Raw genomic sequence first — 23,333 nt, 5'->3', positions numbered from 1 at the left:
CAACGGATCTCCTCACTGTTGGTCGCTGGCCATTACTGTTGTTGCTATTGATCGTGGCATCGGCAATGGGAGTGGTATTTGCTACCCACCATGCGCGTCAAGCGATCACCGAGAAAGACCATACGTTGGTTGAACGAGAACGATTAGATAGCGAATGGCGTAACTTAATGTTGGAAGAAACTGCCCTCGCGGAACACAGTCGTGTTCAAGACCTTGCCAAAAAAGAACTTGAAATGAAACGACCTGATGGCGATAAAGAAGTGGTTGTCACGCTCAAATGATTAGAAAAAAATCCAACACGAAACAAGCCAATAAGCGTAAACCTGTAGCAAAAGAGAAAGCGGCTACGGGGGATAAGAAAACCGATAACAAAGCAGTGAAAGTGGCGGTCGAAGAATCTTTCTTGATTCGTTGGCGCTTCCATCTATTACTGTTTTTTGTTTTTTGTGCATTTGCCCTTTTGGTGGCACGCGTAGCCTACATCCAAATCATTGAGCCAGATAACCTGATTAAACAAGGTGACCTACGTTCGGTTCGTGTTAAATCCATTCCTTCTGCTCGCGGTATTATTTCGGATCGAAATGGTGAGCCGCTTGCTGTCAGTGTACCGGTTGAGGCGGTTTGGGCAGATCCTGCCACGATATTTAAAGAAAACGCGTTAAGCCAGACCAAAAGTTGGCATGCATTAGCGGATGTTCTTGGTATTGACCGACAAGGGTTAATAGACAAAATCAAGCGCAATGAAAAACGCCGCTTTATCTACTTGCAGCGCCAGGTCAGTCCGGCCATGGCGAACTATATTCGTGAGCTAAAGCTGCCAGGTGTTGGCCTTAAGTCGGAATCTCGTCGTTATTATCCTGCAGGTGAGGTTAGTGCTCACTTAGTCGGTGTAACAGGCATTGACGGGCATGGCCTAGAAGGTGTGGAGCGTAGCTACGATGAATGGCTCACTGGCGCGGCGGGTAAGAAAACTATTCGTAAAGACCGTTATGGTCGTGTTGTGGAAAACATTGCTTGGCAAGACAAGCAAGAAGGTAAATCACTTCAGTTAACCATCGATCAGCGCCTACAGGCGATTGCGTATCGTGCGATTAAGCAAGCCGTTGCGGACCACCGCGCCACTTCAGGTTCCGTTGTCATGTTGGATGTAAAAACGGGCGCCGTATTGGCCATGGTTAATGCTCCTTCTTACAACCCTAACAATCGTAGCGATTGGCAAAGCTATCAAATGCGTAACCGAGTGATCACGGACTCAATGGAGCCTGGTTCGACCATTAAGCCTTTCGTTATTTTAGCCGCCTTAGAAAATGGGATAGCCGATAAAGATACCATCGTAGATACCGGTAATGGTGTCCTACGTTTAGGTGGTAGTCGAGTCAGAGATGTCTCTCGCGTAGGCAAAGCGAGCTTGACCACGATCCTTAAAAAGTCGAGTAATATCGGTGTGACGAAGCTAGCAATGCAAATGCCGGTAGAGGCGCTTCTTGGGCTGTACAGTTCAGTGGGTTTTGGTGAGCTTTCTGGCCTAAACCTAGTTGGGGAAGTGACGGGTATTTTTCCTACACGAACTCGTTGGTCGCCAATTGAACGCGCCACGATTGCGTTTGGTTACGGTCTATCAATTACACCAATCCAGCTAGCCCATGCTTATGCGACGCTTGGAAACCTTGGCAAATACGAGCCTATTCATATTATTGAAAGCAATGATCATGACATGTCACGTCAAGTGGTGAGTGCGAAGTATGCGCGTCAAGTATTAGACATGTTGGAAACCGTAACTCAAAAAGGGGGCTCGGCTCGCAGAGCGGCAGTTCCTGGTTATCGAGTAGGAGCGAAAACGGGTACATCACGTAAAGCTTCTGCCGGTGGGTACAGCGACGAGTACATCACCTACACGGCTGGGCTTGCTCCGGTTAGCGATCCGCGAATTGCTTTAGTAGTGATCGTAAACGAGCCTCAAGGCGATGACTACTATGGTGGTTCGGTAGCGTCTCCTGTCTTCTCTGAAATCATGAAAGGCGCGCTACAAATACTCAATGTTGCACCTGACGAAAACAAATTCCAACAGTAAGCCCTGTGGTTTACTGAGCAAACAAAATTAAGAAAACCTGAGCCAAAGCTCGGAGAACAAATATGACTAAAGCCATCAGTATGGACGTGCTGCTTTCCCCTTGGGTGGATTGCCCTAGCTTATCGTCCGTTCTTGTTTCTGAATTGGAGCTCGACAGCCGAAGAGTTCAACCTGGAACCACGTTTGTAGCAGTGATTGGCCATGTTGTGGATGGGCGTAAATTCATTGCCTCTGCAATTGAGCAAGGTGCAAATGCAGCCCTGGCGCAAGCCTGCGATGTCAAAACACATGGTACGGTGGAAATCATTGATGATGTTCCCGTCATTTACATTGATAGGTTGGACCAACGTTTATCCGCAATTGCTGGAAAGCTTTATGCTTACCCTGATATGGATTTGATTGGTGTCACCGGCACCAACGGCAAAACCACCATTACCCAGTTAATAGCGCAATGGCTAGAACTGCTTGACCATAAAGCGGCGGTAATGGGAACAACAGGAAATGGCTTCCTCAATAACTTGCAACAAGCTGCGAATACAACGGGGAATGCCGTTGAAATTCAGAAAACGCTCTCCTCTCTCGCAAATCAACAAGCCACATACACCGCGCTAGAAGTATCTTCCCATGGCCTGACGCAAGGTCGTGTCAAAGCATTATCATTTGCGGCGAGCGTGTTTACTAACTTAAGTCGTGACCATCTTGATTACCATGGCACGATGGAAGAGTATGCCAATGCAAAGCTTGGGTTGTTCACGCAACACCAATGTGAACGTGCCATTATCAATGTTGATGATGAAGTAGGTCATCAATGGGCGTCGCAGTTAAGTAATGCGGTCGCTGTTTCGCTCAAACCGAATACTGAATTTGAAAGCGCAATTTGGGCGACGGAAGTCAGTTACGCGGAGTCAGGGATTACTATTAAGTTCGATGGTAAATTTGGCTCAGGTGAATTGCACGCGCCATTGATTGGTGAGTTTAATGCAACCAACTTAATGCTCGCTTTTGCGACCTTATTAAGCTTAGGTAAAGAGAAACAAGCGTTACTCGAAACCGCAGGTCAACTGCAACCTGTACTCGGCCGAATGGAGTTATTCCAAACTGAGGATCGTGCCAAAGTCGTGGTTGATTATGCCCATACTCCTGATGCTTTAGAAAAAGCGCTGCAAGCTTTACGAGTTCATTGTGAAGGCCAGCTGTGGGCTATTTTTGGCTGCGGTGGTGATCGCGATGCAGGTAAGCGCCCAATGATGGCGGAAATTGCAGAGCGTCTAGGCGACAGAGTGGTGTTGACTGACGATAACCCACGCAGCGAAGACCCGGTTCAGATTGTGAAAGACATGTTAGCTGGGCTGTCAAAACCTGCTGAAGCGATTGTTCAGCATGACCGCTTCAAAGCACTGTCTTATGCCATTGAAAATGCTTCGCCAAACGACATTATCTTGTTAGCTGGGAAGGGTCATGAAGATTATCAGATTCGTAATGGCGAAACGATTCATTACTCCGACCGCGAGTCCGCAATGCAACTTTTAGGATTGACCTCATGATCAAAGTAACGTTATCTCAAATTGCAGACATCACACGTGGCGAGCGATTCGGCGACGATCTACTTATCGACGCGGTTTCTACTGATACACGAGCGATTGAGCGTGGGGCTCTATTTGTGGCGTTAGTAGGGGAGCGCTTTGATGCGCACAACTTTTGCCAACAAGCGGTAGATGCAGGTGCCGGTGCTTTACTCGTGGAAAAACGCTTAGATGTGAATGTGCCGCAAATTGTGGTGTCGGATACCAAACTTGCATTGGGTGAATTTGCTTCTTGGGTGCATCAAGCATGCCAAACACCTACCGTTGCCATCACCGGAAGTTGCGGTAAAACGACCGTAAAAGAAATGGTTGCGAGTATCCTGCAATTGAAAGGCAAAGTGCTATTCACGGCGGGTAACTTCAATAATGATATTGGTGTTCCGTTGACATTATTACGCTCACAGCAGGATGATGATTATGCCGTGATTGAGCTTGGTGCTAACCATATAGGTGAAATTGCTTACACGACTCAGTTAGTAAAACCAGATATCGCGTTAGTGAACAATGTAGCAGCCGCTCACCTTGAAGGCTTTGGTTCTATCGATGGCGTGAAACAAGCCAAAGGTGAAATCTACCAAGGCCTTTCAGCTGGTGGTATTGCGATTGTTAACCTAGACAGCAATGGTGAAGCCAAGTGGGATGAAGTGTTAGCAGATAAGAAAGTCATTACTTTTTCACAAAGTAATACTGATGCAGACTTCTTCGCTTCTAACATTGTATTGAACGTCGCAGGTGAAGCAAGCTTTGACTTACATATCGCAGCAAGCTCACAAGAAATTGAACTGTCTCTGGGTATTATAGGTCAACACAACGTTGCGAATGCGATCGCTGCTTCTATTATTGCGTTACAAATGGGCGCCACATTAGAAGAGGTTCGTGCTGGCCTTAAACATTTGAACAAAGTGAAAGGTCGCGTCGAGGTTGAAGCGCTGAGCGAAAAGATAAAATTGATTGACGACAGCTACAACGCGAGCGTGCCAGCCATGAAAGCGGCAGTTGATTTATTGGCCGCTTTCCCAGGTCAACGCTGGCTGATTTTAGGTAATATGGCGGAATTGGGCGAGGAAAGTCTTGCACTTCATCGTCAAGTCGGGGAACATGCTGCCCCACAAAAATTTGAACATGTTCTCACATATGGTGCAGACGCCAAGGTGATCAGTGATCTTTGCCAAGGCATTCATTTTGAGACGCACCAAGAGATGATTGAATACATCAAGCAGCATCTAGACCAAGCCGTTCCTGAAAACCATACGATATTGGTGAAAGGAGCGAATGGTGCACGTATGTTTGAAGTCGCTGCTGCTTTGAAGGAGTATTATTAATGATTATTTGGCTTGCCGAGCTGCTACAGCCATACCTGTCTTTTTTCCGATTGTTTGAATACTTGTCTTTTCGAGCAATCCTAAGCGTATTAACCGCTCTAGGTCTGTCATTATGGATGGGACCAATCATGATCAAGCGTTTGCAAATGCTGCAAATTGGTCAGGTAGTGCGTAACGAAGGTCCTGAATCTCACTTTAGTAAGCGTGGTACCCCAACAATGGGCGGTATCATGATCTTAGCGGCCATCTCAATCACGATTTTGCTATGGACAGACTTATCCAACCCTTACGTATGGGCGGTACTGACAGTCTTACTTGGCTACGGTGCGGTCGGATTTGTTGATGATTATCGTAAAGTGGTACGCAAAAATACCGATGGCTTGATCGCGCGTTGGAAGTACTTCTGGCAGTCGTTGATCGCGTTTGTCGTCGCTTTCGCATTGTATGCTTACGGTAAAGACACAGCAGCAACTCAGCTAGTGGTGCCATTCTTTAAAGACATCATGCCGCAGCTTGGTTTGATGTATATCATTCTGACTTACTTTGTCATTGTAGGTACAAGTAACGCGGTTAACCTGACTGATGGTCTAGACGGTTTGGCAATCATGCCAACGGTTCTTGTTGCAGCAGGCTTCGCGGTTATTGCATGGGCGACCGGTAACGTTAACTTCTCTGAATACCTTCATATTCCATACTTACCACATGCTTCTGAGTTGGTTGTCGTATGTACAGCAATCGTCGGTGCAGGCCTTGGTTTCTTGTGGTTTAACACGTATCCAGCACAAGTGTTCATGGGTGATGTCGGCTCACTAGCGCTTGGCGGCGCGTTAGGCACTATTGCTGTTCTCGTTCGTCAAGAGTTGGTGTTGGTGATCATGGGCGGTGTGTTTGTGATGGAAACGCTGTCGGTAATTCTACAGGTGGGTTCATACAAACTGCGTGGTCAGCGCATTTTTCGTATGGCACCGATTCACCACCACTACGAATTGAAAGGTTGGCCAGAACCTCGCGTAATCGTGCGTTTCTGGATTATTTCTATGGTTCTTGTTCTGATTGGTCTTGCGACATTGAAAGTGCGTTAATCGCACTTTCCAAGAACAAGATTTACAGTGTGATCAAATATGGAACGTTGGCAAAACATACATAGTGTTGTCGTCGTAGGGCTCGGTATTACCGGGCTCTCTGTCGTTAAACACCTAAGAAAAAATCAGCCACAGCTTGTGGTCAAAGTCATTGATACTCGCGTAAATCCTCCGGGTGCAGAGCGCTTGCCGGAAGATGTTCAACTGCATAGTGGTGGTTGGAATACAGACTGGCTTTCTGACGCGGATCTTATCGTGACCAACCCTGGTATTGCGCTAGCGACACCAGAGATCCAAGCCGTATTAGCAAAAGGTACGGCAGTAGTAGGTGATATCGAGTTATTCGCTTGGGCGGTGCAGAAACCGGTGATTGCGATTACGGGCTCAAACGGTAAGAGCACAGTAACCGACCTCACAGGTGTGATGGCTAACGCTGCAGGTTTGGATGTTGGCGTTGGTGGTAACATCGGTGTGCCTGCTCTGGATTTGTTAGAACAAGACGCAGACCTATATGTACTCGAACTCTCGAGCTTCCAGTTAGAAACGACGTCAAGCTTAAAGCTCAAAGCCGCTGCGTTTCTGAATCTTTCTGAAGATCATATGGATCGTTATCAAGGCATGTCTGACTATCGACAAGCTAAGTTGCGTATTTTTAACCATGCTGCTCTTGCAGTCGTGAACCGTGATGATCAAGAAACCTTCCCAGACGCAGAGATGCCATTGGTGACATTTGGCAGCGACAATCAGGACTTTGGTCTCGAGGTGGATGGCAACCGTACTTGGCTGCTCGATCACGGTCAACGAGTTGTCGCAAGTGATGAGCTTAAGTTGGTTGGTAAGCACAACTTATCTAACGCTCTGGTTGCTTTAGCGCTATTAAAAGCTGCGGACGTAAACTATCACAAAGCATTGAATGCACTTAAAAATTACACGGGACTGACACACCGATGCCAGGTGGTTGCGGATAATCAAGGCGTCAAATGGGTGAATGACTCTAAAGCAACTAATATTGCCAGCACTATGGCTGCGCTATCTGGTTTGGAATCGACAGGCAAGCTCTACTTACTCGTTGGTGGTGTTGGCAAAGGTGCTGACTTCTCGCCATTAAAACCGATCTTCGCGACGCTTAACTTGCAACTGTGTTGCTTTGGCGCTGATGGCGATGAATTTATGCCACTGCATGAATCTGCAATACGTTTCGACACTATGGAAGATGTGATTCAACAAGTATCTTCGCAGTTAAAACCAGGTGATATGGTGATGCTGTCTCCTGCATGTGCTAGCTTTGATCAATTCGACAACTTTATGGCAAGAGGTGATGCTTTCGCTGCTCTTGCTCAGAAATATGCATAATTAAAGGTTACACACTTCGTGGGTTTAGGTAACGTTAAACGCAGTATTGGCAATTGGCTCAAGCATCCAGCCCCAGAGGCGATGTTTGATCGTCAGTTAGTGTGGATTGCACTGGGTTTGATGTTGACTGGTTTGGTCATGGTAACCTCTGCATCATTTCCAATCAGCTCTCGATTAACGGAACAGCCGTTCCACTTTATGTTTCGTCATGCGACGTTTCTCGTGCTGGCGTTAGGGACCTCCGCTGTTATTTTGCAAGTGCCTTTGCAAGAGTGGTTTAAGAAGAGCCATTACTTACTTTGGGCTTCTTTCGCACTGTTGATCATCGTGCTCTTGGCGGGTAAGTCGGTTAATGGTGCGTCTCGTTGGATTCCCCTTGGGCTGTTTAACCTTCAGCCAGCGGAAGTCGCGAAGCTATCGCTGTTTATCTTCATGTCTGGTTACTTAGTTCGAAAGCAAGACGAAGTACGACAAACGTTCTTTGGTGGCTTTATGAAGCCAATCATGGTGTTTGCCTTCTTCGCAGTATTACTACTTGGTCAGCCAGACTTGGGGACGGTCGTCGTGATGCTGGTCACGCTGTTTGGCATGCTTTTTATCGCAGGTGCAAAACTAACCCAGTTTCTCGCCTTGATGGTGGCTGGTATCGGCGCTGTAGTAGGTTTGATTCTCGTCGAGCCATACCGTATGCGACGAGTAACCTCCTTCCTTGACCCGTGGGAAGATCCATTTGGCAGTGGCTATCAGTTGACTCAGTCTTTGATGGCGTTTGGTCGTGGTGAATGGTTCGGACAAGGTCTCGGTAATTCAATTCAAAAACTGGAATATCTACCGGAAGCGCATACCGACTTTGTGTTTGCCGTACTTGCTGAAGAGCTTGGTTTCGTAGGCGTAGTGCTGGTCTTAATGCTGATTTTTAGCTTGGTGCTAAAAGCGGTTTACATCGGCAAGCGTGCATTTGAAGAAGGCGAAATGTTCGGAGGTTATCTGGCTTTCGGAATTGGTATTTGGTTTGCGTTTCAAACCTTGGTTAATGTTGGAGCTGCCGCCGGTATTGTTCCAACTAAAGGTTTAACACTTCCACTCATCAGTTATGGTGGTTCTAGTCTAATAATTATGTCCGTCGCAGTGTCCATACTACTGCGTATCGATTACGAATGCCGCTTGAAACGCGAGCAACAACAATCAGAACAACAATCAGAACAACAAGCTAATGAAACAAAATAAACGTTTGATGGTGATGGCTGGTGGTACTGGCGGTCACGTATTCCCAGGTTTGGCGGTAGCAAAACAGCTTCAAGAGCAAGGTTGGGAGATCCGTTGGTTAGGTACGGCGGATCGAATGGAAGCGGATTTGGTGCCAAAACATGGCATTGAAATCGACTTTATCAAAGTGAAAGGGTTACGAGGTCAAGGCGTTAAACGTCTTCTTGCAGCACCATTTCAAATTATCAATGCCATTATGCAGGCTCGTGCTCACATGAAACGCTGGCAGCCAGACGCAGTGCTTGGTATGGGCGGTTATGTTAGCGGCCCGGGCGGTATTGCCGCTTGGATGAGTGGCATTCCTGTTGTTCTGCATGAACAAAATGCAGTAGCAGGTTTAACGAACCAATGGTTATCGAAAATCGCTAAGAAGGTTTTTCAGGCTTTCCCAGGCGCTTTTCCAAATGCCGAAGTGGTTGGGAACCCTGTTCGTGAAGATGTGACTCAATTAGCAGCGCCAATTGAGCGCATGCAAGAGCGCCAAGGTCCAATTCGCATTTTGGTGATGGGTGGCAGCCAAGGCGCACGTATTCTTAACCAAACTCTGCCAGAAGTGATGTCGAAATTGGGCGAAGATTACTATGTTCGTCATCAAGCGGGCAAAGGTGCCGCCGAAGAAGTGAATGCAGCATACCAAGCTAATGGTGTGGTAAATGCAGAAGTAATGGAATTCATTGATGACGTTGCAGAAGCTTACGCATGGGCTGACCTTTTAGTTTGTCGCTCTGGAGCGTTAACCGTTTCTGAAGTCTCGGCGGCAGGTGTAGGCGCTATTTTTGTTCCATTCATGCACAAAGACCGCCAGCAAGCACTTAATGCAGACCACTTGGTGGATTGCGGCGCGGCGAAAATGATTGAACAACCAGATTTAACCGTTGAGTCTCTGACTCAGCAGATCCAACAATTGGATCGCCAAGCTTTACTTACAATGGCTGAGCAAGCGCGTGGCGCTGCAAAATTGAATGCTGACCGAGTTGTCGCACAAGCCATTGTCGCTTTGACCGAAAAGCGTTAACCGAATTATTGAGAATAGAATTGATGACAATCCAACATACACAAGACTTAGCTCAGATTCGCGCAATGGTGCCAGAGATGCGCCGCGTGAAATCCATCCACTTCATCGGTATTGGTGGTGCGGGCATGAGCGGCATTGCAGAAGTGCTGTTGAACGAAGGCTACCAAATCACAGGTTCTGATCTATCAGAGAACGCTGTGACAGAGCGTTTGGTATCAAAAGGTGCGACGGTATTTATTGGTCATCAAGCCAGTAATGTAGAAAAAGCAAGTGTGGTTGTTGTGTCAACGGCGATCAACGAAGAAAACCCAGAAGTGATGGCGGCACGTGAATTACGCATCCCTATTGTACGCCGCGCAGAGATGTTGGCTGAATTGATGCGATTCCGTCACGGTATTGCCGTTGCGGGTACACACGGTAAAACCACGACGACCGCTCTTGTCACTCAAATCTATTCTGAAGCCGGTCTTGATCCAACGTTTGTGAATGGCGGTTTGGTGAAAAGCGCAGGTACAAATGCGCGTCTAGGCTCGAGTCGTATTCTAATTGCAGAGGCAGATGAAAGTGACGCGTCATTCCTGCACTTGCAACCAATGGTGAGCATTGTTACCAATATCGAAGCCGATCATATGGATACCTATGGTGGTGACTTTGAAACCTTAAAGCAAACCTTCATCGATTTCCTTCATAATCTACCGTTTTACGGCCAAGCAATTGTTTGCATTGATGATCCTGTGGTTCGAGAGTTAATCCCACGTATTAGTCGTCAAGTGATAACTTACGGTTTTTCTGAAGATGCCGACGTACGTATTGAAGATTATCGTCAAGAGGGGCAGCAAGGCAAATTTACGGTAGTACGTAAAGGGCGAGCTAACTTAGATATCACGCTGAATATTCCAGGTCGTCACAATGCATTGAATGCGTCTGCTGCGATTGCGGTTGCTACTGAAGATGACATTGAAGACGATGCGATCCTAAAGGCAATGGCTGGTACGCAAGGTACGGGAAGACGTTTTGATCACCTTGGCGAGTTTGATACTGGCAACGGCCATGCAATGCTTGTTGATGATTACGGCCATCATCCAACAGAAGTGGATGTAACCATTAATGCAGCACGCAGTGGTTGGCAAGACAAGCGTTTGGTGATGATTTTCCAACCGCACCGTTATAGCCGTACTCGTGATTTATACGATGATTTCGCGAATGTGCTTGAACAGGTGGATGTATTGATCATGCTGGATGTTTACGCAGCGGGTGAAAAGCCGATTGCAGGTGCTGATGGGCGCGCTTTATGTCGCACAATTCGCAGCCGAGGCAAGGTAGATCCGATTTTTGTTCCAGAAATCGAGCAATTACCTTCAGTTTTAGCTAACGTTATACAAGACGGCGACCTAATCTTAACGCAAGGTGCGGGTGATATTGGTAAAGTGGCGAAACAGCTGGCAGGTCTTAAATTGAATATAAACAAGATGCTTGGCTGACACATATTGTTGATGCGAAGGACAGATAAAGACTCAGATCTCGATTTTGCGTCAATATCATTGTGATTTATTGCTATCAGTGTTTGATAGTTTACAAGAGCTCAGTATAATCCCAAGGTTAAAGTCAAGACTTTTACCTCTGCGTAATTATATGGGTAAAAAGTACACGACAAAAGTCAGGAAACGAAGACGTTGTTGAATATTGCACTGAATGACGAGCGACCAAACACGGGTAACAACCGTGGTCGCCAAGAAAAAATCTTGGGTGCGTTATTTTTCGTTGTGGTTGTGACTTTAATTAGTTCTGTTTTGTACGCGGCGATCAGTTGGATGTGGGATGACCAAAGGTTACCTCTCTCCAAAATAGTACTTCAGGGGAAACTGGAGTATGTCCAAGCTGACGATGTGCAGGCTGCATTTAGTCGAATTGATCACATCGGTACATTTATGTCTCAGGATATTGATGTATTACAGCAAAGTGTCGAAGCTCTGCCATGGGTAGCGCATGCCGCAATCCGAAAGCAGTGGCCGGATACAGTAAAAGTTTTTTTGACGGAGCATCAACCAGAAGCCATTTGGAATGGCAACGAACTGTTAGATAAAAACGGGTTCGTTTTTGATGGAGATGTTGCTCTGTTGCAAGAAGAAAAAGTGAAGCTGTACGGACCCAAAGATAGCGGACCGGAAGTCTTACAGACTTACCGTGATTTGAGTCCTAAGTTTCAGCAATTGGGTTTAGCGATATCGTCTCTGGTATTAAACGAGCGACGAGCTTGGCAAATCATCCTTGATAACGGTATTCGATTAGAGCTCGGAAAAGAGTCTCTTCTTGAGCGTATAGAGCGCTTTTTTAAGCTCTATAACAAGCTTGGCAGTGACACGCAAAGAATCAGTTATATCGATCTTAGGTACGATACAGGAGCCGCAGTTGGTTGGTTTCCTGAACAAGAGTTAGAAGAGAGTACAGATGACTAAGGCCGCTGATGACAACATTATTGTTGGTCTTGATATAGGCACTGCAACCGTATCGGCTCTAGTGGGTGAGGTTTTACCAGACGGTCAAATTAATATTATTGGCGCAGGTAGTAGCCCCTCACGCGGCATGGATAAAGGTGGCGTGAATGATTTGGAGTCGGTTGTAAAATCAGTACAACGTGCAATTGATCAAGCTGAATTAATGGCAGAGTGCCAGATCAGCCGAGTCTTCATTTCGTTGTCTGGTAAGCATATCGCAAGCCGAATTGAAAAAGGTATGGGCACGATTTCTGATGAAGAGGTGTCTCAAGAAGACATGGATCGCGCTATCCATACCGCAAAATCGATTAAAATCGGTGATGAACAGCGAATTCTTCATGTGATCCCGCAAGAGTTCACCATTGATTACCAAGAAGGAATCAAAAATCCGCTTGGTTTATCTGGGGTAAGAATGGAAGTGAGTGTCCACCTTATCTCATGCCATAATGACATGGCACGCAACATTATTAAGGCGGTAGAACGCTGCGGCCTTAAAGTAGAACAACTCGTATTTTCTGGGCTTGCTGCTAGTAATGCAGTAATCACCGAGGATGAAAGAGAGCTTGGAGTTTGTGTGGTTGATATTGGTGCCGGCACGATGGATGTGGCCATCTGGACTGGCGGTGCGTTACGTCACACAGAAGTATTTTCGTACGCAGGAAATGCTGTAACCAGTGATATTGCTTTTGCTTTTGGCACGCCAGTGAGCGATGCTGAAGAAATAAAAGTCAAATATGGCTGTGCTTTGAGTGAACTGGTCAGTAAGGATGACACGGTTAATGTACCAAGCGTAGGTGGACGACCATCACGTAGCCTGCAACGTCAAACGTTGTCAGAAGTGATTGAGCCACGCTACTCTGAGCTTATGGGACTGGTTAACCAAACTATCGACTCTGTACAAGCAAAATTGCGCGAAGAGGGTATCAAGCACCATCTGGCTGCGGGAGTTGTACTCACCGGCGGTGCTGCGCAAATGGACGGAGTGGTAGAATGTGCGGAACGCGTATTCCGCAATCAAGTAAGGGTCGGCAAACCGCTCGAAGTCAGCGGATTAACTGACTATGTAAAAGAGCCGTACCATTCTACGGCAGTTGGATTACTTCATTACGCAAGAGACATGCAGTCTAGCGACGATAGCGATTATAATGAACCTAAACGCTCATCTGTAACTGGCTTTTTCGATAAATTGCGTAACTGGATACAAAAAGAGTTTTAACCTGAGTTGCAGGATAAACGGAGACAACACATGTTTGAACCGATGATGGAAATGTCTGACGATGCAGTAATCAAGGTCGTTGGGGTTGGTGGCGGCGGTGGTAACGCCGTTGAACACATGGTGCGTGAATCCATCGAAGGTGTGGAATTCATCAGCGTCAACACTGATGCGCAAGCACTTCGTAAGACAAGCGTTGGCAATGTTATTCAGATCGGTGGTGATATCACTAAAGGTCTGGGTGCAGGTGCTAATCCACAGGTTGGCCGTGACGCAGCTCTCGAAGACAGAGATCGAATTAAAGATTCCCTGACTGGCGCCGATATGGTGTTTATCGCAGCTGGTATGGGTGGCGGTACCGGTACTGGTGCAGCGCCTGTTATTGCTGAAGTGGCTAAAGAGCTTGGCATTCTAACAGTAGCGGTAGTAACTAAACCGTTTAGTTTTGAAGGTAAAAAGCGTTTGGCATTTGCTGAGCAAGGTATCGATGAGCTGTCTAAGCATGTTGACTCTTTGATCACGATTCCAAACGAAAAGCTACTTAAAGTACTTGGTCGTGGTGTAACACTACTAGAAGCTTTTGCAAGCGCTAACGATGTTCTTAAGAATGCCGTTCAAGGTATTGCTGAGCTAATTACTCGCCCTGGCATGATCAACGTCGACTTTGCGGACGTAAGAACTGTAATGTCTGAAATGGGTCACGCAATGATGGGTAGCGGCATCGCCAAAGGTGAAGACCGTGCTGAAGAAGCGGCTGAAATGGCAATTTCTAGCCCACTTCTGGAAGACATCGATCTAGCGGGCGCTCGTGGTGTTCTTGTCAATATTACTGCTGGTCTGGATATGCGTCTTGACGAGTTTGAGACGGTTGGTAATACAGTGAAGGCATTCGCTTCTGACAATGCGACTGTTGTTATCGGTACTTCTCTAGACCCTGATATGACTGACGAAATCCGCGTAACAGTTGTAGCGACAGGTATTGGTAATGAGAAAAAGCCAGATATCACGCTAGTTGCGGGTGGTAAAGCTAAAGTGGCACCGACGCCGCAAGCTCAACCACAGCAACAAGCAGCGGCAACGCAAGCTGAAGAAAAACCGGCACAGACCTTGCAAAATAATCAAGTGCAAGAGAAGCCACAGGTAACTCCTCAGCCGACAAACACTGCTCCTTCTTCTCCAGCTTCGTCGAGCCAAAGTTCTGCGGCTCCAAAGCAAGAAAAGGAAAGTGGTTATTTAGATATACCGGCATTTTTGCGTCGTCAGGCTGATTAATCTTTAACCCATAAATTTGACATGGCTCAAAATTATGGTAGCATTCACGGTCGACGTTACAGACGGCCGTGTTTTGTAGCAAATTTTTGAGAGGCAAGCAGATGATCAGACAACGTACTCTGAAAGAAATAGTGAAAACAACTGGTGTGGGTCTCCACTCTGGTCGTAAAGTCACACTTACTCTGCGCCCGGCTGCTGCAAATACAGGTATCATTTACCGTCGTACAGATGTAAATCCACCTGTAGATTTTCCAGCTGATCCAGCTTCGGTTCGTGACACCATGCTTTGTACTGCATTGGTAAACGATGAAGGTGTGCGTATTTCAACTGTTGAGCACTTGAATGCGGCACTTGCTGGTATGGGCATCGATAACATTGTTGTCGAAGTAGACGCACCTGAAATTCCGATCATGGATGGTAGTGCAAGCCCATTTGTATACTTGCTACAACAAGCAGGTATCGAAACGCAAAATGCGCCAAAACGCTTCATCCGCATCAAAAAGCCAGTTCGTTTTGAAGATGGTGATAAATGGGCAGAATTTGTACCATTTAACGGCTTCCGTATGGACTTCGAAATTGAGTTTAATCACCCAGCGATTGAATCAGACGAGCAACGTTTGCTGTTTGATTTCTCGTCAAAAGGCTTTGTTCGTGAGATTTCTCGAGCACGTACGTTTGGCTTTATGCGTGATATCGAATATCTACAATCTCAAAACCTAGTTTTGGGTGGTAGTTTTGACAATGCTATCGTTTTGGATGATTACCGTATTCTTAATGAAGAAGGTCTACGCTTTGAAAATGAGTTTGTGACTCACAAAGTGTTGGATGCGATTGGTGACCTTTACATGTGTGGCCACCCAATCATTGGTGAATTCCGTGCCTTTAAATCTGGCCACGGTTTAAATAACCAACTGTTACGTGCTGTTCTTGCAGATCAGGAAGCGTGGGAGTGGACTACATTCGAAGAAGAAGTCGGCTCACCAGTAGCATTCGCAGAACCAAATATGGTGCTTGCGTAAATACTTGGCATTAGAATTAATAAAAAACCAGGCTTATGCCTGGTTTTTTGCTATTTGGCTTTAATCCTGGATTTATCAATAACATTCAAGCTTTCAGCATATTGAAATAACGTTCACTTACGATCTTCCTTTTCTGCCATATCGGCTAATCGTTTTAAACGCTCTTGAATTTTCGGTGGCGCCATGTCGGCAATCGTCATTAATGACTTTGCTGCAGATTCGGTTAGTGGTGGACGCTTAGGTCTGTCGTCTTGTTGAAAGCGGTTTCGATATAGTGAAGGATTGATCCTCACTTCAACGCTCATCAGCTTGGCAAAGCCTTGAGTACGAAGTTTATTTAGGATCATGAGGCGATCGTAATCGATCTTCATTTTGATCGCGGCACTAGAGACATCGATCAATAGATGGCCGTTACGAACATTCGCTACTCGGCAATGATCGGCCGTCCCCGTGGGTAAGACCTCTTGCAAAGCTTGGTTAAGCTGTAAGATTTCTCCAGCATGTTCTTGAATCTGCTTGAACTGTGACTCAGCAATAACATCTTCAGTCGAGGTTGGACGGTGATCACGCATAGGTAAAATCTAATTTTGTTGAGATATAGCTATTCTAGAGCAGCTTTCTATCAAGGTATAGTTTACATTAACGTCTTTAGCTTCAGTTTTACAATGTAGCAAGGTAAAAAGCAAAGTTTGCTCTGGATGGATTACACATATTGCGGTATGCAATATCGGCTAATCAGTCACCACTTTAAGTAAAAACTTCAGAGTGCTTCAAACAAATACGTCTATTTATGGTTGTATCGATTAAAAATCCTTACACTAAGCCACATTGTTTCAAAACTTAGCCTTGAAATATGGATGTTTGAACTCAATATCTTTGATAAATGATTTATCTCAGTATTCTTAGTTCCAAACTGGCAGAGACTGAAGGCATTATGAGTAGATCGGGAACGGTCTGAATAAAGAGAGATTCACGAAAAATGATAACTAAGCTACTGACAAAAGTGATTGGCAGTCGCAACGACCGAACACTGCGCCGCCTTAGAAAAATTGTAAAAGAAATTAATAACTATGAGCCAACATTCGAGGCTCTAAGTGACGAAGAGTTAAAAGCAAAGACGGTTGAATTCCGTGAGCGCCTAGATAAGGGTGAAACTCTTGATAAACTACTTCCAGAAGCTTTTGCTACGGTTCGTGAAGCATCTAAGCGTGTCTACGGTATGCGCCACTTCGACGTCCAGCTTATCGGTGGTATGGTTCTAAATGCGGGTCAAATCGCTGAAATGCGTACGGGTGAAGGTAAAACGCTGACGGCAACGCTTCCTGCTTACCTAAATGCCCTAGCTGGTAAAGGCGTTCATATTGTAACAGTGAACGATTATCTAGCTAAACGTGATGCAGAGACAAACCGCCCTCTATTTGAATTTTTAGGTATGACTGTTGGCGTAAACGTGCCAAACATGCCTCCTCAAGAGAAAAAAGAAGCGTACCAAGCTGACATCTTGTACGGAACGAACAATGAATTTGGTTTTGACTACCTTCGTGACAATATGGCTTTCCGTAGCGAAGATCGCGTACAACGTGAACGCTTCTTTGCAGTTGTCGATGAGGTGGACTCAATCCTAATTGATGAAGCTCGTACCCCTTTAATCATTTCTGGTCCTGCTGAAGATAGCTCTGAGCTATACACCCGAATCAACCTTTTGATCCCGTATCTTAAAAAGCAAGACAAAGAAGACTCTGAAGAATATCGTGGTGATGGTCACTACACTGTTGATGAGAAATCAAAGCAAGTATACCTCACAGAAACGGGCCAAGAGTACGTTGAAGAACTGTTGGTGAAAAATGGTCTTATGGAAGAGGGTGACACACTTTACTCTCCGACTAACATCAGCATGTTACATCACGTGAATGCCGCTTTGCGTGCTCATGTGTTGTTTGAGCGCAACGTTGATTACATCGTGACTGACGAAGGTGAAGTAGTAATTGTTGATGAACATACTGGTCGTACAATGCCAGGTCGTCGTTGGTCTGAAGGTCTTCACCAAGCAGTAGAAGCGAAAGAAGGCGTTAAGATTCAAAACGAAAACCAAACTTTGGCTTCGATTACCTTCCAGAACTACTTCCGCTTATACGAAAAACTGTCTGGTATGACAGGTACTGCGGATACTGAAGCGTTTGAGTTCCAATCTATTTATGGCTTGGAAACGGTGGTTATCCCAACCAACAAACCAATGATTCGTAACGATATGCCGGATGTGGTGTACCGTACCGAAGCTGAGAAGTTTGCTGCAATCATTGAAGATATCAAAGAGCGCGTTGCGAAAGGTCAGCCAACATTGGTTGGTACAGTATCGATTGAAAAATCAGAACTTCTTTCTAACGCATTGAAGAAAGCGAAGATCAAACACAACGTATTGAATGCGAAATTCCATGAAAAGGAAGCGGAAATTGTTGCTGAAGCGGGTATGCCTGGTGCGGTAACTATCGCGACCAACATGGCCGGTCGTGGTACGGACATTGTGCTTGGCGGTAGTTGGCAATCAAAAGTGGAAGCTTTGGAGAACCCAACTCAAGAACAAATCGATGTGATTAAAGCAGAGTGGAAAGTGGTACATGATCAAGTACTAGATGCTGGTGGTCTACACATCATTGGTACTGAGCGCCACGAATCTCGCCGTATTGATAACCAGCTACGTGGTCGTTCTGGTCGTCAAGGAGATGCGGGTTCATCTCGCTTCTACCTATCTATGGAAGACTCTTTGTTACGTATTTTCACTTCTGATCGTATGGCGAGCCTTATCCAAAGTGGTATGGAAGAAGGTGAAGCAATTGAATCGAAAATGCTTTCTCGCTCAATTGAAAAAGCACAGCGTAAAGTGGAAGGTCGTAACTTTGATATCCGTAAGCAGCTACTAGAATACGATGATGTGGCGAACGATCAGCGTAAGGTTGTCTACGAGCTGCGCGACGAATTGATGAACGTTGAAGACATCAGCGGTATGATCGAGCAAAACCGTGAAGATGTGCTAACAGCGGTTGTTGATGAGTACATCCCGCCACAATCACTAGAAGATATGTGGGACGTTGAAGGTCTGCAAGAGCGCCTGAAAGCAGACTTCGATCTTGATGCGCCAGTGAAGCAATGGCTTGAAGAAGACGATAAGCTTTACGAAGAGGCGCTACGCGAGAAGATCATCAATCTAGCCGTTGAAGTGTATAAAGAGAAAGAGGAAGTGGTGGGTGCGCAAGTGCTTCGTAACTTCGAGAAATCGGTTATGCTTCAAACTCTGGATACGCTTTGGAAAGAGCACTTGGCAGCAATGGATCACTTGCGTCAGGGTATTCACTTACGCGGCTATGCGCAGAAGAACCCGAAACAGGAATACAAGCGTGAATCGTTTGAACTGTTTGAAGGTCTACTAGAAGCGCTGAAAACTGATGTGATTACTGTTCTATCTCGCGTTCGAGTCCAGCAACAAGAAGAAGTTGAACGTATGGAAGAGCAACGTCGTGCGCAAGCTGAAGAGGCCGCTCGTCGTGCTCAAGCGCAACACGCAGCAGCACAAAACCCTCTTTCTGAAGGTGAAGAATCTGAAGAAGGTTCAAGTCAGCCAATGGTACGTGATGAACGTAAAGTAGGTCGCAATGAGCCTTGCCCTTGTGGTAGTGGTAAGAAGTATAAACAGTGCCACGGCAAGATCGACTAACGTATTAGTCAGATAATTTTTTAAAGAGTCGCCTAGGCGGCTCTTTTTTTAAGCAAATTCTGTGGCTGTCGAATTTCATAAGTTTTGATAGCATCGGATAGTTTTAGAGATGCAAAGACCGTTGAAGTGTAACGGCTTGAGAGTTAGGAACCCCTATGAAAAGAATTCACATAGTCGCGGCTATTATTTTTAACCAAGACAAATCAAAAATTTTTATTACAAAGCGTCCAGACGACAAGCATAAAGGCGGGTTTTGGGAGTTTCCCGGCGGGAAAGTCGAGTCAGGAGAAAGTATTGAACATGCTCTAGCAAGAGAACTTGAAGAAGAAGTAGGAATTGAAGTTACTGAGCAAGCCCTTTTCGAGCATTTGGAATATGACTATCCAGACAAATCACTTAAGTTTGATTTTATTACGGTATCTAAGTTCAGTAATGAGCCTTACGGCCGAGAAGGTCAAGAAGGTCGCTGGGTTGAGATAAGAGAATTGGGTAACTATGCCTTTCCTGAAGCGAACGTGCCTATCTTGGAGCGTGTCGTAAAAGAGTTCGCTTAAGCCTGATGAACTTGCTTGTGGTAACCACGGTATGTTGTTAGTTTAAACAGATTAAGCGAAACGAGAGAACGAGAGCAAACCTCGTTATCCAGAGAAGGAGAGAAAGCGCAATGGTTCGTATTGCAATCGCAGGAGCAGCAGGCCGAATGGGCCGTAATTTGGTTAAAGCTTCACACCTTAACCCAGAGGCGACAGTGAGCGCGGGATCAGAACGACCTGAGTCCTCACTTGTCGGTGTCGATATCGGTGAACTTTGTGGTGAAGGCAAATTCGATGTGTTCTTAACGGATGATCTTGCTAAAGACGTCGATAATTTTGATGTAATCATCGATTTTACTGCCCCAGTAAGTACGTTGGCGAATCTTGAACTGTGTAAGAAGCATGGAAAGAGTATTGTGATTGGGACGACTGGTTTCAGTGATGCAGAGCGTGAACTAATTGACGAAGCCGCTAAGCAAGTGCCTGTTGTCATGGCTCCTAACTACTCTGTTGGTGTGAACCTAGTATTTAAGCTTCTTGAGAAAGCAGCCAAAGTGATGGGCGACTACTGTGATGTTGAGATTGTCGAAGCACATCATCGTCATAAAGTTGATGCTCCTTCTGGTACCGCTATCGGGATGGGCGAAGCCATTGCTGGTGCGATGGGCAACAAGCTGAATGATGTAGCTGTCTATGCGCGAGAAGGTATCACAGGTGAACGTACTAAAGATGAGATCGGCTTTGCTACAATTCGCGCTGGCGATATTGTCGGTGAGCACACAGCCATGTTTGCTGATATTGGGGAACGAGTGGAGATAACGCACAAAGCGACCGATCGTATGACGTTTGCTAATGGCGCCGTCAAGGCCGCTGTTTGGTTGAGTGCCAAACCAGCGGGCTTTTATACCATGACAGATGTTTTGGGATTGAATGAACTCTAAATACATAATTATTCGCCGGCGGTAGCCGGCTTTTTTATATCTATAGAATTATTTGTAAATGAAATGATTCTAACAGAAAGTATTTTGGTGCTTACTTTTGTTGTTGTTTTAGTTGTTTTGTGGGTGTTTTTGGTTTTAATGTCTAAAAACTAATATCTTTTTTGTTGAGTGAACGTTTGCGTGAAAAACTCATACTTTTTTGTGATCTCTAAAAAGTTCAAATTTGTAAAATTCATTAAACCTCTATGCCTCTCTATGTAATAGCATGTAAAAGTTATCTTTTTGGGCCTTACTGATTCAAAATGACCTTACTCGCTAGAAATTAATCATTTATTTTTGATTGTAGGTTGACAGGTTTCGAGTCCAACTTTAGAATACCGCCAATTTGTCTGAAATACCTATTTATGTAGATTTTATAGGTAAAGGAAGGCATGTTTGCAGTTTGATTTATTTTTTTTGCATTTTTATTCTGGAGGTTGTCTTGGGTAAATTAGCACTGTTGGTCCTAGAAGATGGGACAGTGTTCCGCGGAGTGTCCATAGGGGCAGATGGTCTTTCCGTTGGTGAAGTCGTTTTTAATACCTCGATGACGGGGTATCAAGAAATCCTCACTGATCCTTCCTATTCTCAGCAAATCGTCACTCTCACTTATCCTCACATTGGCAATACCGGAACCACTTCCGAAGATGAAGAATCCTCTTCCATTCATGCACAAGGCCTTGTGATTCGCGATCTTCCTCTAATCGCTTCTAACTTCCGTAACGAACAATCCCTCTCTGATTATCTTAAGTCTCAAAATATCGTTGGCATCGCTAATATCGATACTCGTAAGCTCACTCGTATCCTGCGTGAAAAAGGTGCTCAAAACGGCTGTATTGTTGCGGGCAACAACCTAGACGAAGCTTTGGCACTAGCGAAAGCAAAAGAATTCCCAGGCTTAAAAGGAATGGACCTTGCGAAAGAAGTTACAACAAAAGAAGCGTATCAATGGAAGCAAGGTTCGTGGACGCTTGAAGGTGGACTTCCAGAGGCGAAAGATGACAGCGAGCTGCCATACCACGTTGTCGCTTACGACTTTGGCGCAAAACGCAACATCTTACGAATGTTGGTTGACCGCGGCTGCCGCTTAACGGTTGTACCTGCAGAAACGTCAGCGGAAGAAGTTCTGGCACTAAATCCAGATGGCGTATTCTTATCGAACGGCCCTGGTGACCCAGAACCATGTACTTACGCGATTGAAGCAACCAAAGTGTTCCTAGAAAAAGGCTTGCCAATTTTTGGTATTTGTCTAGGTCACCAAATTCTGGCGCTAGCATCAGGTGCGCAAACGGTGAAAATGAAGTTTGGTCACCACGGTGCAAACCACCCAGTAAAAGATTTAGAGCGTAACGTTGTGATGATCACTTCGCAAAACCACGGCTTTGCGGCAGATGAAGCAACATTACCGGAAAACTTACGTGCTACTCACGTATCGCTATTTGATGGCTCTTTGCAAGGTATCCACCGCACAGACAAGCCAGCATTTAGCTTCCAAGGTCACCCAGAAGCGAGCCCAGGTCCACATGACGCGGCACCGCTATTTGACCACTTTATCGAACTAATCAAAAAACACAGCGCTTAATTCGGAGTAGTAGATAATGCCAAAACGTACTGACATTCAAAGTATTCTAATTCTTGGTGCTGGTCCGATTGTTATCGGTCAGGCATGTGAGTTTGACTACTCTGGCGCACAAGCGTGTAAAGCTCTTCGCGAAGAAGGCTACCGAGTTATCCTGGTTAACTCTAACCCAGCAACCATCATGACTGACCCAGAGATGGCAGATGCGACTTACATTGAGCCGATTCAGTGGGAAGTTGTACGCAAGATCATCGAGAAAGAACGTCCTGATGCAGTTCTGCCAACTATGGGTGGTCAGACAGCACTTAACTGTGCGTTAGATTTAGAGAAGCACGGCGTTCTCGCAGAGTTTGGCGTAGAGATGATTGGTGCAACGGCTGATGCAATCGACAAAGCGGAAGACCGTTCTCGTTTTGATAAAGCGATGAAGTCTATCGGCCTTGAGTGTCCTCGCGCAGATACAGCGAAGAGCATGGAAGAAGCTTACAAAGTTTTAGATATGGTTGGCTTCCCTTGTATCATTCGTCCATCGTTCACCATGGGTGGCACTGGTGGTGGTATCGCGTACAACAAAGAAGAGTTCGAAGAAATCTGTCGTCGCGGTCTGGACTTATCTCCGACCAACGAACTTCTTATCGATGAGTCACTCATCGGTTGGAAAGAGTACGAAATGGAAGTCGTTCGTGACAAAGCGGACAACTGTATCATCGTATGTTCAATCGAGAACTTTGACCCAATGGGCATCCATACGGGTGACTCAATCACGGTTGCTCCAGCACAAACACTGACTGACAAAGAATACCAGCTTATGCGTAATGCATCGCTAGCCGTTCTACGTGAG

18 protein-coding genes and 1 pseudogene are annotated in these 23,333 nt (G+C 45.7%); 18 read left to right on the top strand and 1 reads right to left on the bottom strand.

Annotation, left to right across the window (positions count from 1 at the left end; genetic code table 11):
- The 13 genes from ftsL to lpxC all read left to right on the top strand — a co-directional run.
- The coding region (ftsL, locus tag IQR33_RS07070) for a cell division protein FtsL (RefSeq protein WP_228013784.1) at positions 1-281 on the top strand (281 nt) is incomplete at its 5' end.
- Positions 278-2,071 (top strand): penicillin-binding transpeptidase domain-containing protein, encoded by a 1,794-nt coding sequence (locus IQR33_RS07065; protein ID WP_086046525.1) that lies wholly within the window; start codon positions 278-280, stop codon positions 2,069-2,071. The genes ftsL and IQR33_RS07065, both read left to right, overlap by 4 nt.
- Before the next feature lie 62 nt (positions 2,072-2,133).
- Positions 2,134-3,615 carry a UDP-N-acetylmuramoyl-L-alanyl-D-glutamate--2,6-diaminopimelate ligase gene (gene murE / locus IQR33_RS07060; protein ID WP_171344379.1) on the top strand — a complete coding sequence of 494 codons (1,482 nt, stop codon included), beginning with the start codon at positions 2,134-2,136 and terminating at the stop codon, positions 3,613-3,615.
- Entirely contained in the window at positions 3,612-4,976 is a 1,365-nt protein-coding gene (locus IQR33_RS07055; protein WP_172563375.1) for a UDP-N-acetylmuramoyl-tripeptide--D-alanyl-D-alanine ligase, read from the top strand. The genes murE and IQR33_RS07055 overlap by 4 nt, the downstream gene beginning before the upstream one ends.
- The gene (gene mraY, locus IQR33_RS07050) at positions 4,976-6,058 is read left to right on the top strand and encodes a phospho-N-acetylmuramoyl-pentapeptide-transferase (protein ID WP_005372931.1); all 1,083 of its coding nucleotides are present in this window, start codon (positions 4,976-4,978) and stop codon (positions 6,056-6,058) included. The genes IQR33_RS07055 and mraY overlap by 1 nt, the downstream gene beginning before the upstream one ends.
- A 39-nt stretch (positions 6,059-6,097) precedes the next feature.
- Positions 6,098-7,411, top strand: a complete 1,314-nt coding sequence (murD, locus tag IQR33_RS07045) for a UDP-N-acetylmuramoyl-L-alanine--D-glutamate ligase (protein ID WP_033906092.1) — start codon at positions 6,098-6,100, stop codon at positions 7,409-7,411.
- An 18-nt stretch (positions 7,412-7,429) separates the two neighbouring features.
- Complete coding sequence (gene ftsW / locus IQR33_RS07040; protein WP_193837548.1) at positions 7,430-8,638, top strand: cell division protein FtsW; 1,209 nt, start codon at positions 7,430-7,432, stop codon at positions 8,636-8,638.
- Positions 8,625-9,692: an undecaprenyldiphospho-muramoylpentapeptide beta-N-acetylglucosaminyltransferase gene (gene murG / locus IQR33_RS07035; RefSeq protein ID WP_047102003.1), complete on the top strand. Its 1,068-nt coding sequence runs from the start codon at positions 8,625-8,627 to the stop codon at positions 9,690-9,692. Before ftsW ends, murG begins: the two co-directional genes overlap by 14 nt.
- Positions 9,693-9,715: 23 nt before the next feature.
- The gene (gene murC / locus IQR33_RS07030; RefSeq protein ID WP_005387395.1) at positions 9,716-11,173 is read left to right on the top strand and encodes a UDP-N-acetylmuramate--L-alanine ligase; all 1,458 of its coding nucleotides are present in this window, start codon (positions 9,716-9,718) and stop codon (positions 11,171-11,173) included.
- Between the two features lie 192 nt (positions 11,174-11,365).
- Positions 11,366-12,148: a cell division protein FtsQ/DivIB gene (locus IQR33_RS07025; RefSeq protein ID WP_005387393.1), complete on the top strand. Its 783-nt coding sequence runs from the start codon at positions 11,366-11,368 to the stop codon at positions 12,146-12,148.
- The gene (gene ftsA / locus IQR33_RS07020; RefSeq protein ID WP_005372946.1) at positions 12,141-13,403 is read left to right on the top strand and encodes a cell division protein FtsA; all 1,263 of its coding nucleotides are present in this window, start codon (positions 12,141-12,143) and stop codon (positions 13,401-13,403) included. Before IQR33_RS07025 ends, ftsA begins: the two co-directional genes overlap by 8 nt.
- Before the next feature lie 30 nt (positions 13,404-13,433).
- Positions 13,434-14,672 carry a cell division protein FtsZ gene (gene ftsZ / locus IQR33_RS07015; protein WP_017633617.1) on the top strand — a complete coding sequence of 413 codons (1,239 nt, stop codon included), beginning with the start codon at positions 13,434-13,436 and terminating at the stop codon, positions 14,670-14,672.
- 101 nt (positions 14,673-14,773) lie between these two features.
- Positions 14,774-15,691 (top strand): UDP-3-O-acyl-N-acetylglucosamine deacetylase, encoded by a 918-nt coding sequence (lpxC, locus tag IQR33_RS07010; protein ID WP_005381871.1) that lies wholly within the window; start codon positions 14,774-14,776, stop codon positions 15,689-15,691.
- A 113-nt stretch (positions 15,692-15,804) separates the two neighbouring features.
- Here lpxC and IQR33_RS07005 read toward each other — a convergent pair whose 3' ends face one another.
- On the bottom strand, positions 15,805-16,263 hold the full coding sequence (locus tag IQR33_RS07005; protein WP_033906094.1) for a DUF721 domain-containing protein: 459 nt from the start codon (positions 16,261-16,263) through the stop codon (positions 15,805-15,807).
- A gap of 407 nt (positions 16,264-16,670) precedes the next feature.
- On the opposite strand from IQR33_RS07005, the gene secA reads away from it, so the two are divergent.
- The 5 genes and pseudogenes from secA to carB all read left to right on the top strand — a co-directional run.
- Positions 16,671-19,400: a preprotein translocase subunit SecA gene (secA, locus tag IQR33_RS07000; RefSeq protein ID WP_193837549.1), complete on the top strand. Its 2,730-nt coding sequence runs from the start codon at positions 16,671-16,673 to the stop codon at positions 19,398-19,400.
- 155 nt (positions 19,401-19,555) lie between these two features.
- Entirely contained in the window at positions 19,556-19,954 is a 399-nt protein-coding gene (mutT, locus tag IQR33_RS06995; protein WP_005387387.1) for an 8-oxo-dGTP diphosphatase MutT, read from the top strand.
- Between the two features lie 110 nt (positions 19,955-20,064).
- Positions 20,065-20,874: a 4-hydroxy-tetrahydrodipicolinate reductase gene (gene dapB / locus IQR33_RS06990; protein WP_005381860.1), complete on the top strand. Its 810-nt coding sequence runs from the start codon at positions 20,065-20,067 to the stop codon at positions 20,872-20,874.
- A 481-nt stretch (positions 20,875-21,355) separates the two neighbouring features.
- On the top strand, positions 21,356-22,495 hold the full coding sequence (gene carA / locus IQR33_RS06985; RefSeq protein WP_017633620.1) for a glutamine-hydrolyzing carbamoyl-phosphate synthase small subunit: 1,140 nt from the start codon (positions 21,356-21,358) through the stop codon (positions 22,493-22,495).
- A 16-nt stretch (positions 22,496-22,511) separates the two neighbouring features.
- Positions 22,512-23,333, top strand: a pseudogene (gene carB, locus IQR33_RS06980) (carbamoyl phosphate synthase large subunit); the annotation flags it as partial.

The sequence above is a fragment of the Vibrio sp. OPT46 genome, from assembly GCF_015163535.1.
Lineage (GTDB): Bacteria > Pseudomonadota > Gammaproteobacteria > Enterobacterales > Vibrionaceae > Vibrio > Vibrio alginolyticus.
Note: the sequence above shows the minus strand (reverse complement) of the source record. Positions and strands in the feature narration are given on the sequence as shown.

Bases quoted from the DNA above. Each gene is read 5' to 3' on its own strand.
- lpxC (WP_005381871.1), top strand. From the start codon at position 14,774: ATGATCAGACAACGTACTCTGAAAGAAATAGTGAAAACAACTGGTGTG.
- mraY (WP_005372931.1), top strand. From the start codon at position 4,976: ATGATTATTTGGCTTGCCGAGCTGCTACAGCCATACCTGTCTTTTTTC.
- dapB (WP_005381860.1), top strand. From the start codon at position 20,065: ATGGTTCGTATTGCAATCGCAGGAGCAGCAGGCCGAATGGGCCGTAAT.
- mutT (WP_005387387.1), top strand. From the start codon at position 19,556: ATGAAAAGAATTCACATAGTCGCGGCTATTATTTTTAACCAAGACAAA.
- murG (WP_047102003.1), top strand. From the start codon at position 8,625: ATGAAACAAAATAAACGTTTGATGGTGATGGCTGGTGGTACTGGCGGT.
- secA (WP_193837549.1), top strand. From the start codon at position 16,671: ATGATAACTAAGCTACTGACAAAAGTGATTGGCAGTCGCAACGACCGA.
- murC (WP_005387395.1), top strand. From the start codon at position 9,716: ATGACAATCCAACATACACAAGACTTAGCTCAGATTCGCGCAATGGTG.
- IQR33_RS07005 (WP_033906094.1), bottom strand. From the start codon at position 16,263: ATGCGTGATCACCGTCCAACCTCGACTGAAGATGTTATTGCTGAGTCA.
- IQR33_RS07065 (WP_086046525.1), top strand. From the start codon at position 278: ATGATTAGAAAAAAATCCAACACGAAACAAGCCAATAAGCGTAAACCT.
- ftsZ (WP_017633617.1), top strand. From the start codon at position 13,434: ATGTTTGAACCGATGATGGAAATGTCTGACGATGCAGTAATCAAGGTC.
- murD (WP_033906092.1), top strand. From the start codon at position 6,098: ATGGAACGTTGGCAAAACATACATAGTGTTGTCGTCGTAGGGCTCGGT.
- murE (WP_171344379.1), top strand. From the start codon at position 2,134: ATGACTAAAGCCATCAGTATGGACGTGCTGCTTTCCCCTTGGGTGGAT.
- IQR33_RS07055 (WP_172563375.1), top strand. From the start codon at position 3,612: ATGATCAAAGTAACGTTATCTCAAATTGCAGACATCACACGTGGCGAG.
- ftsA (WP_005372946.1), top strand. From the start codon at position 12,141: ATGACTAAGGCCGCTGATGACAACATTATTGTTGGTCTTGATATAGGC.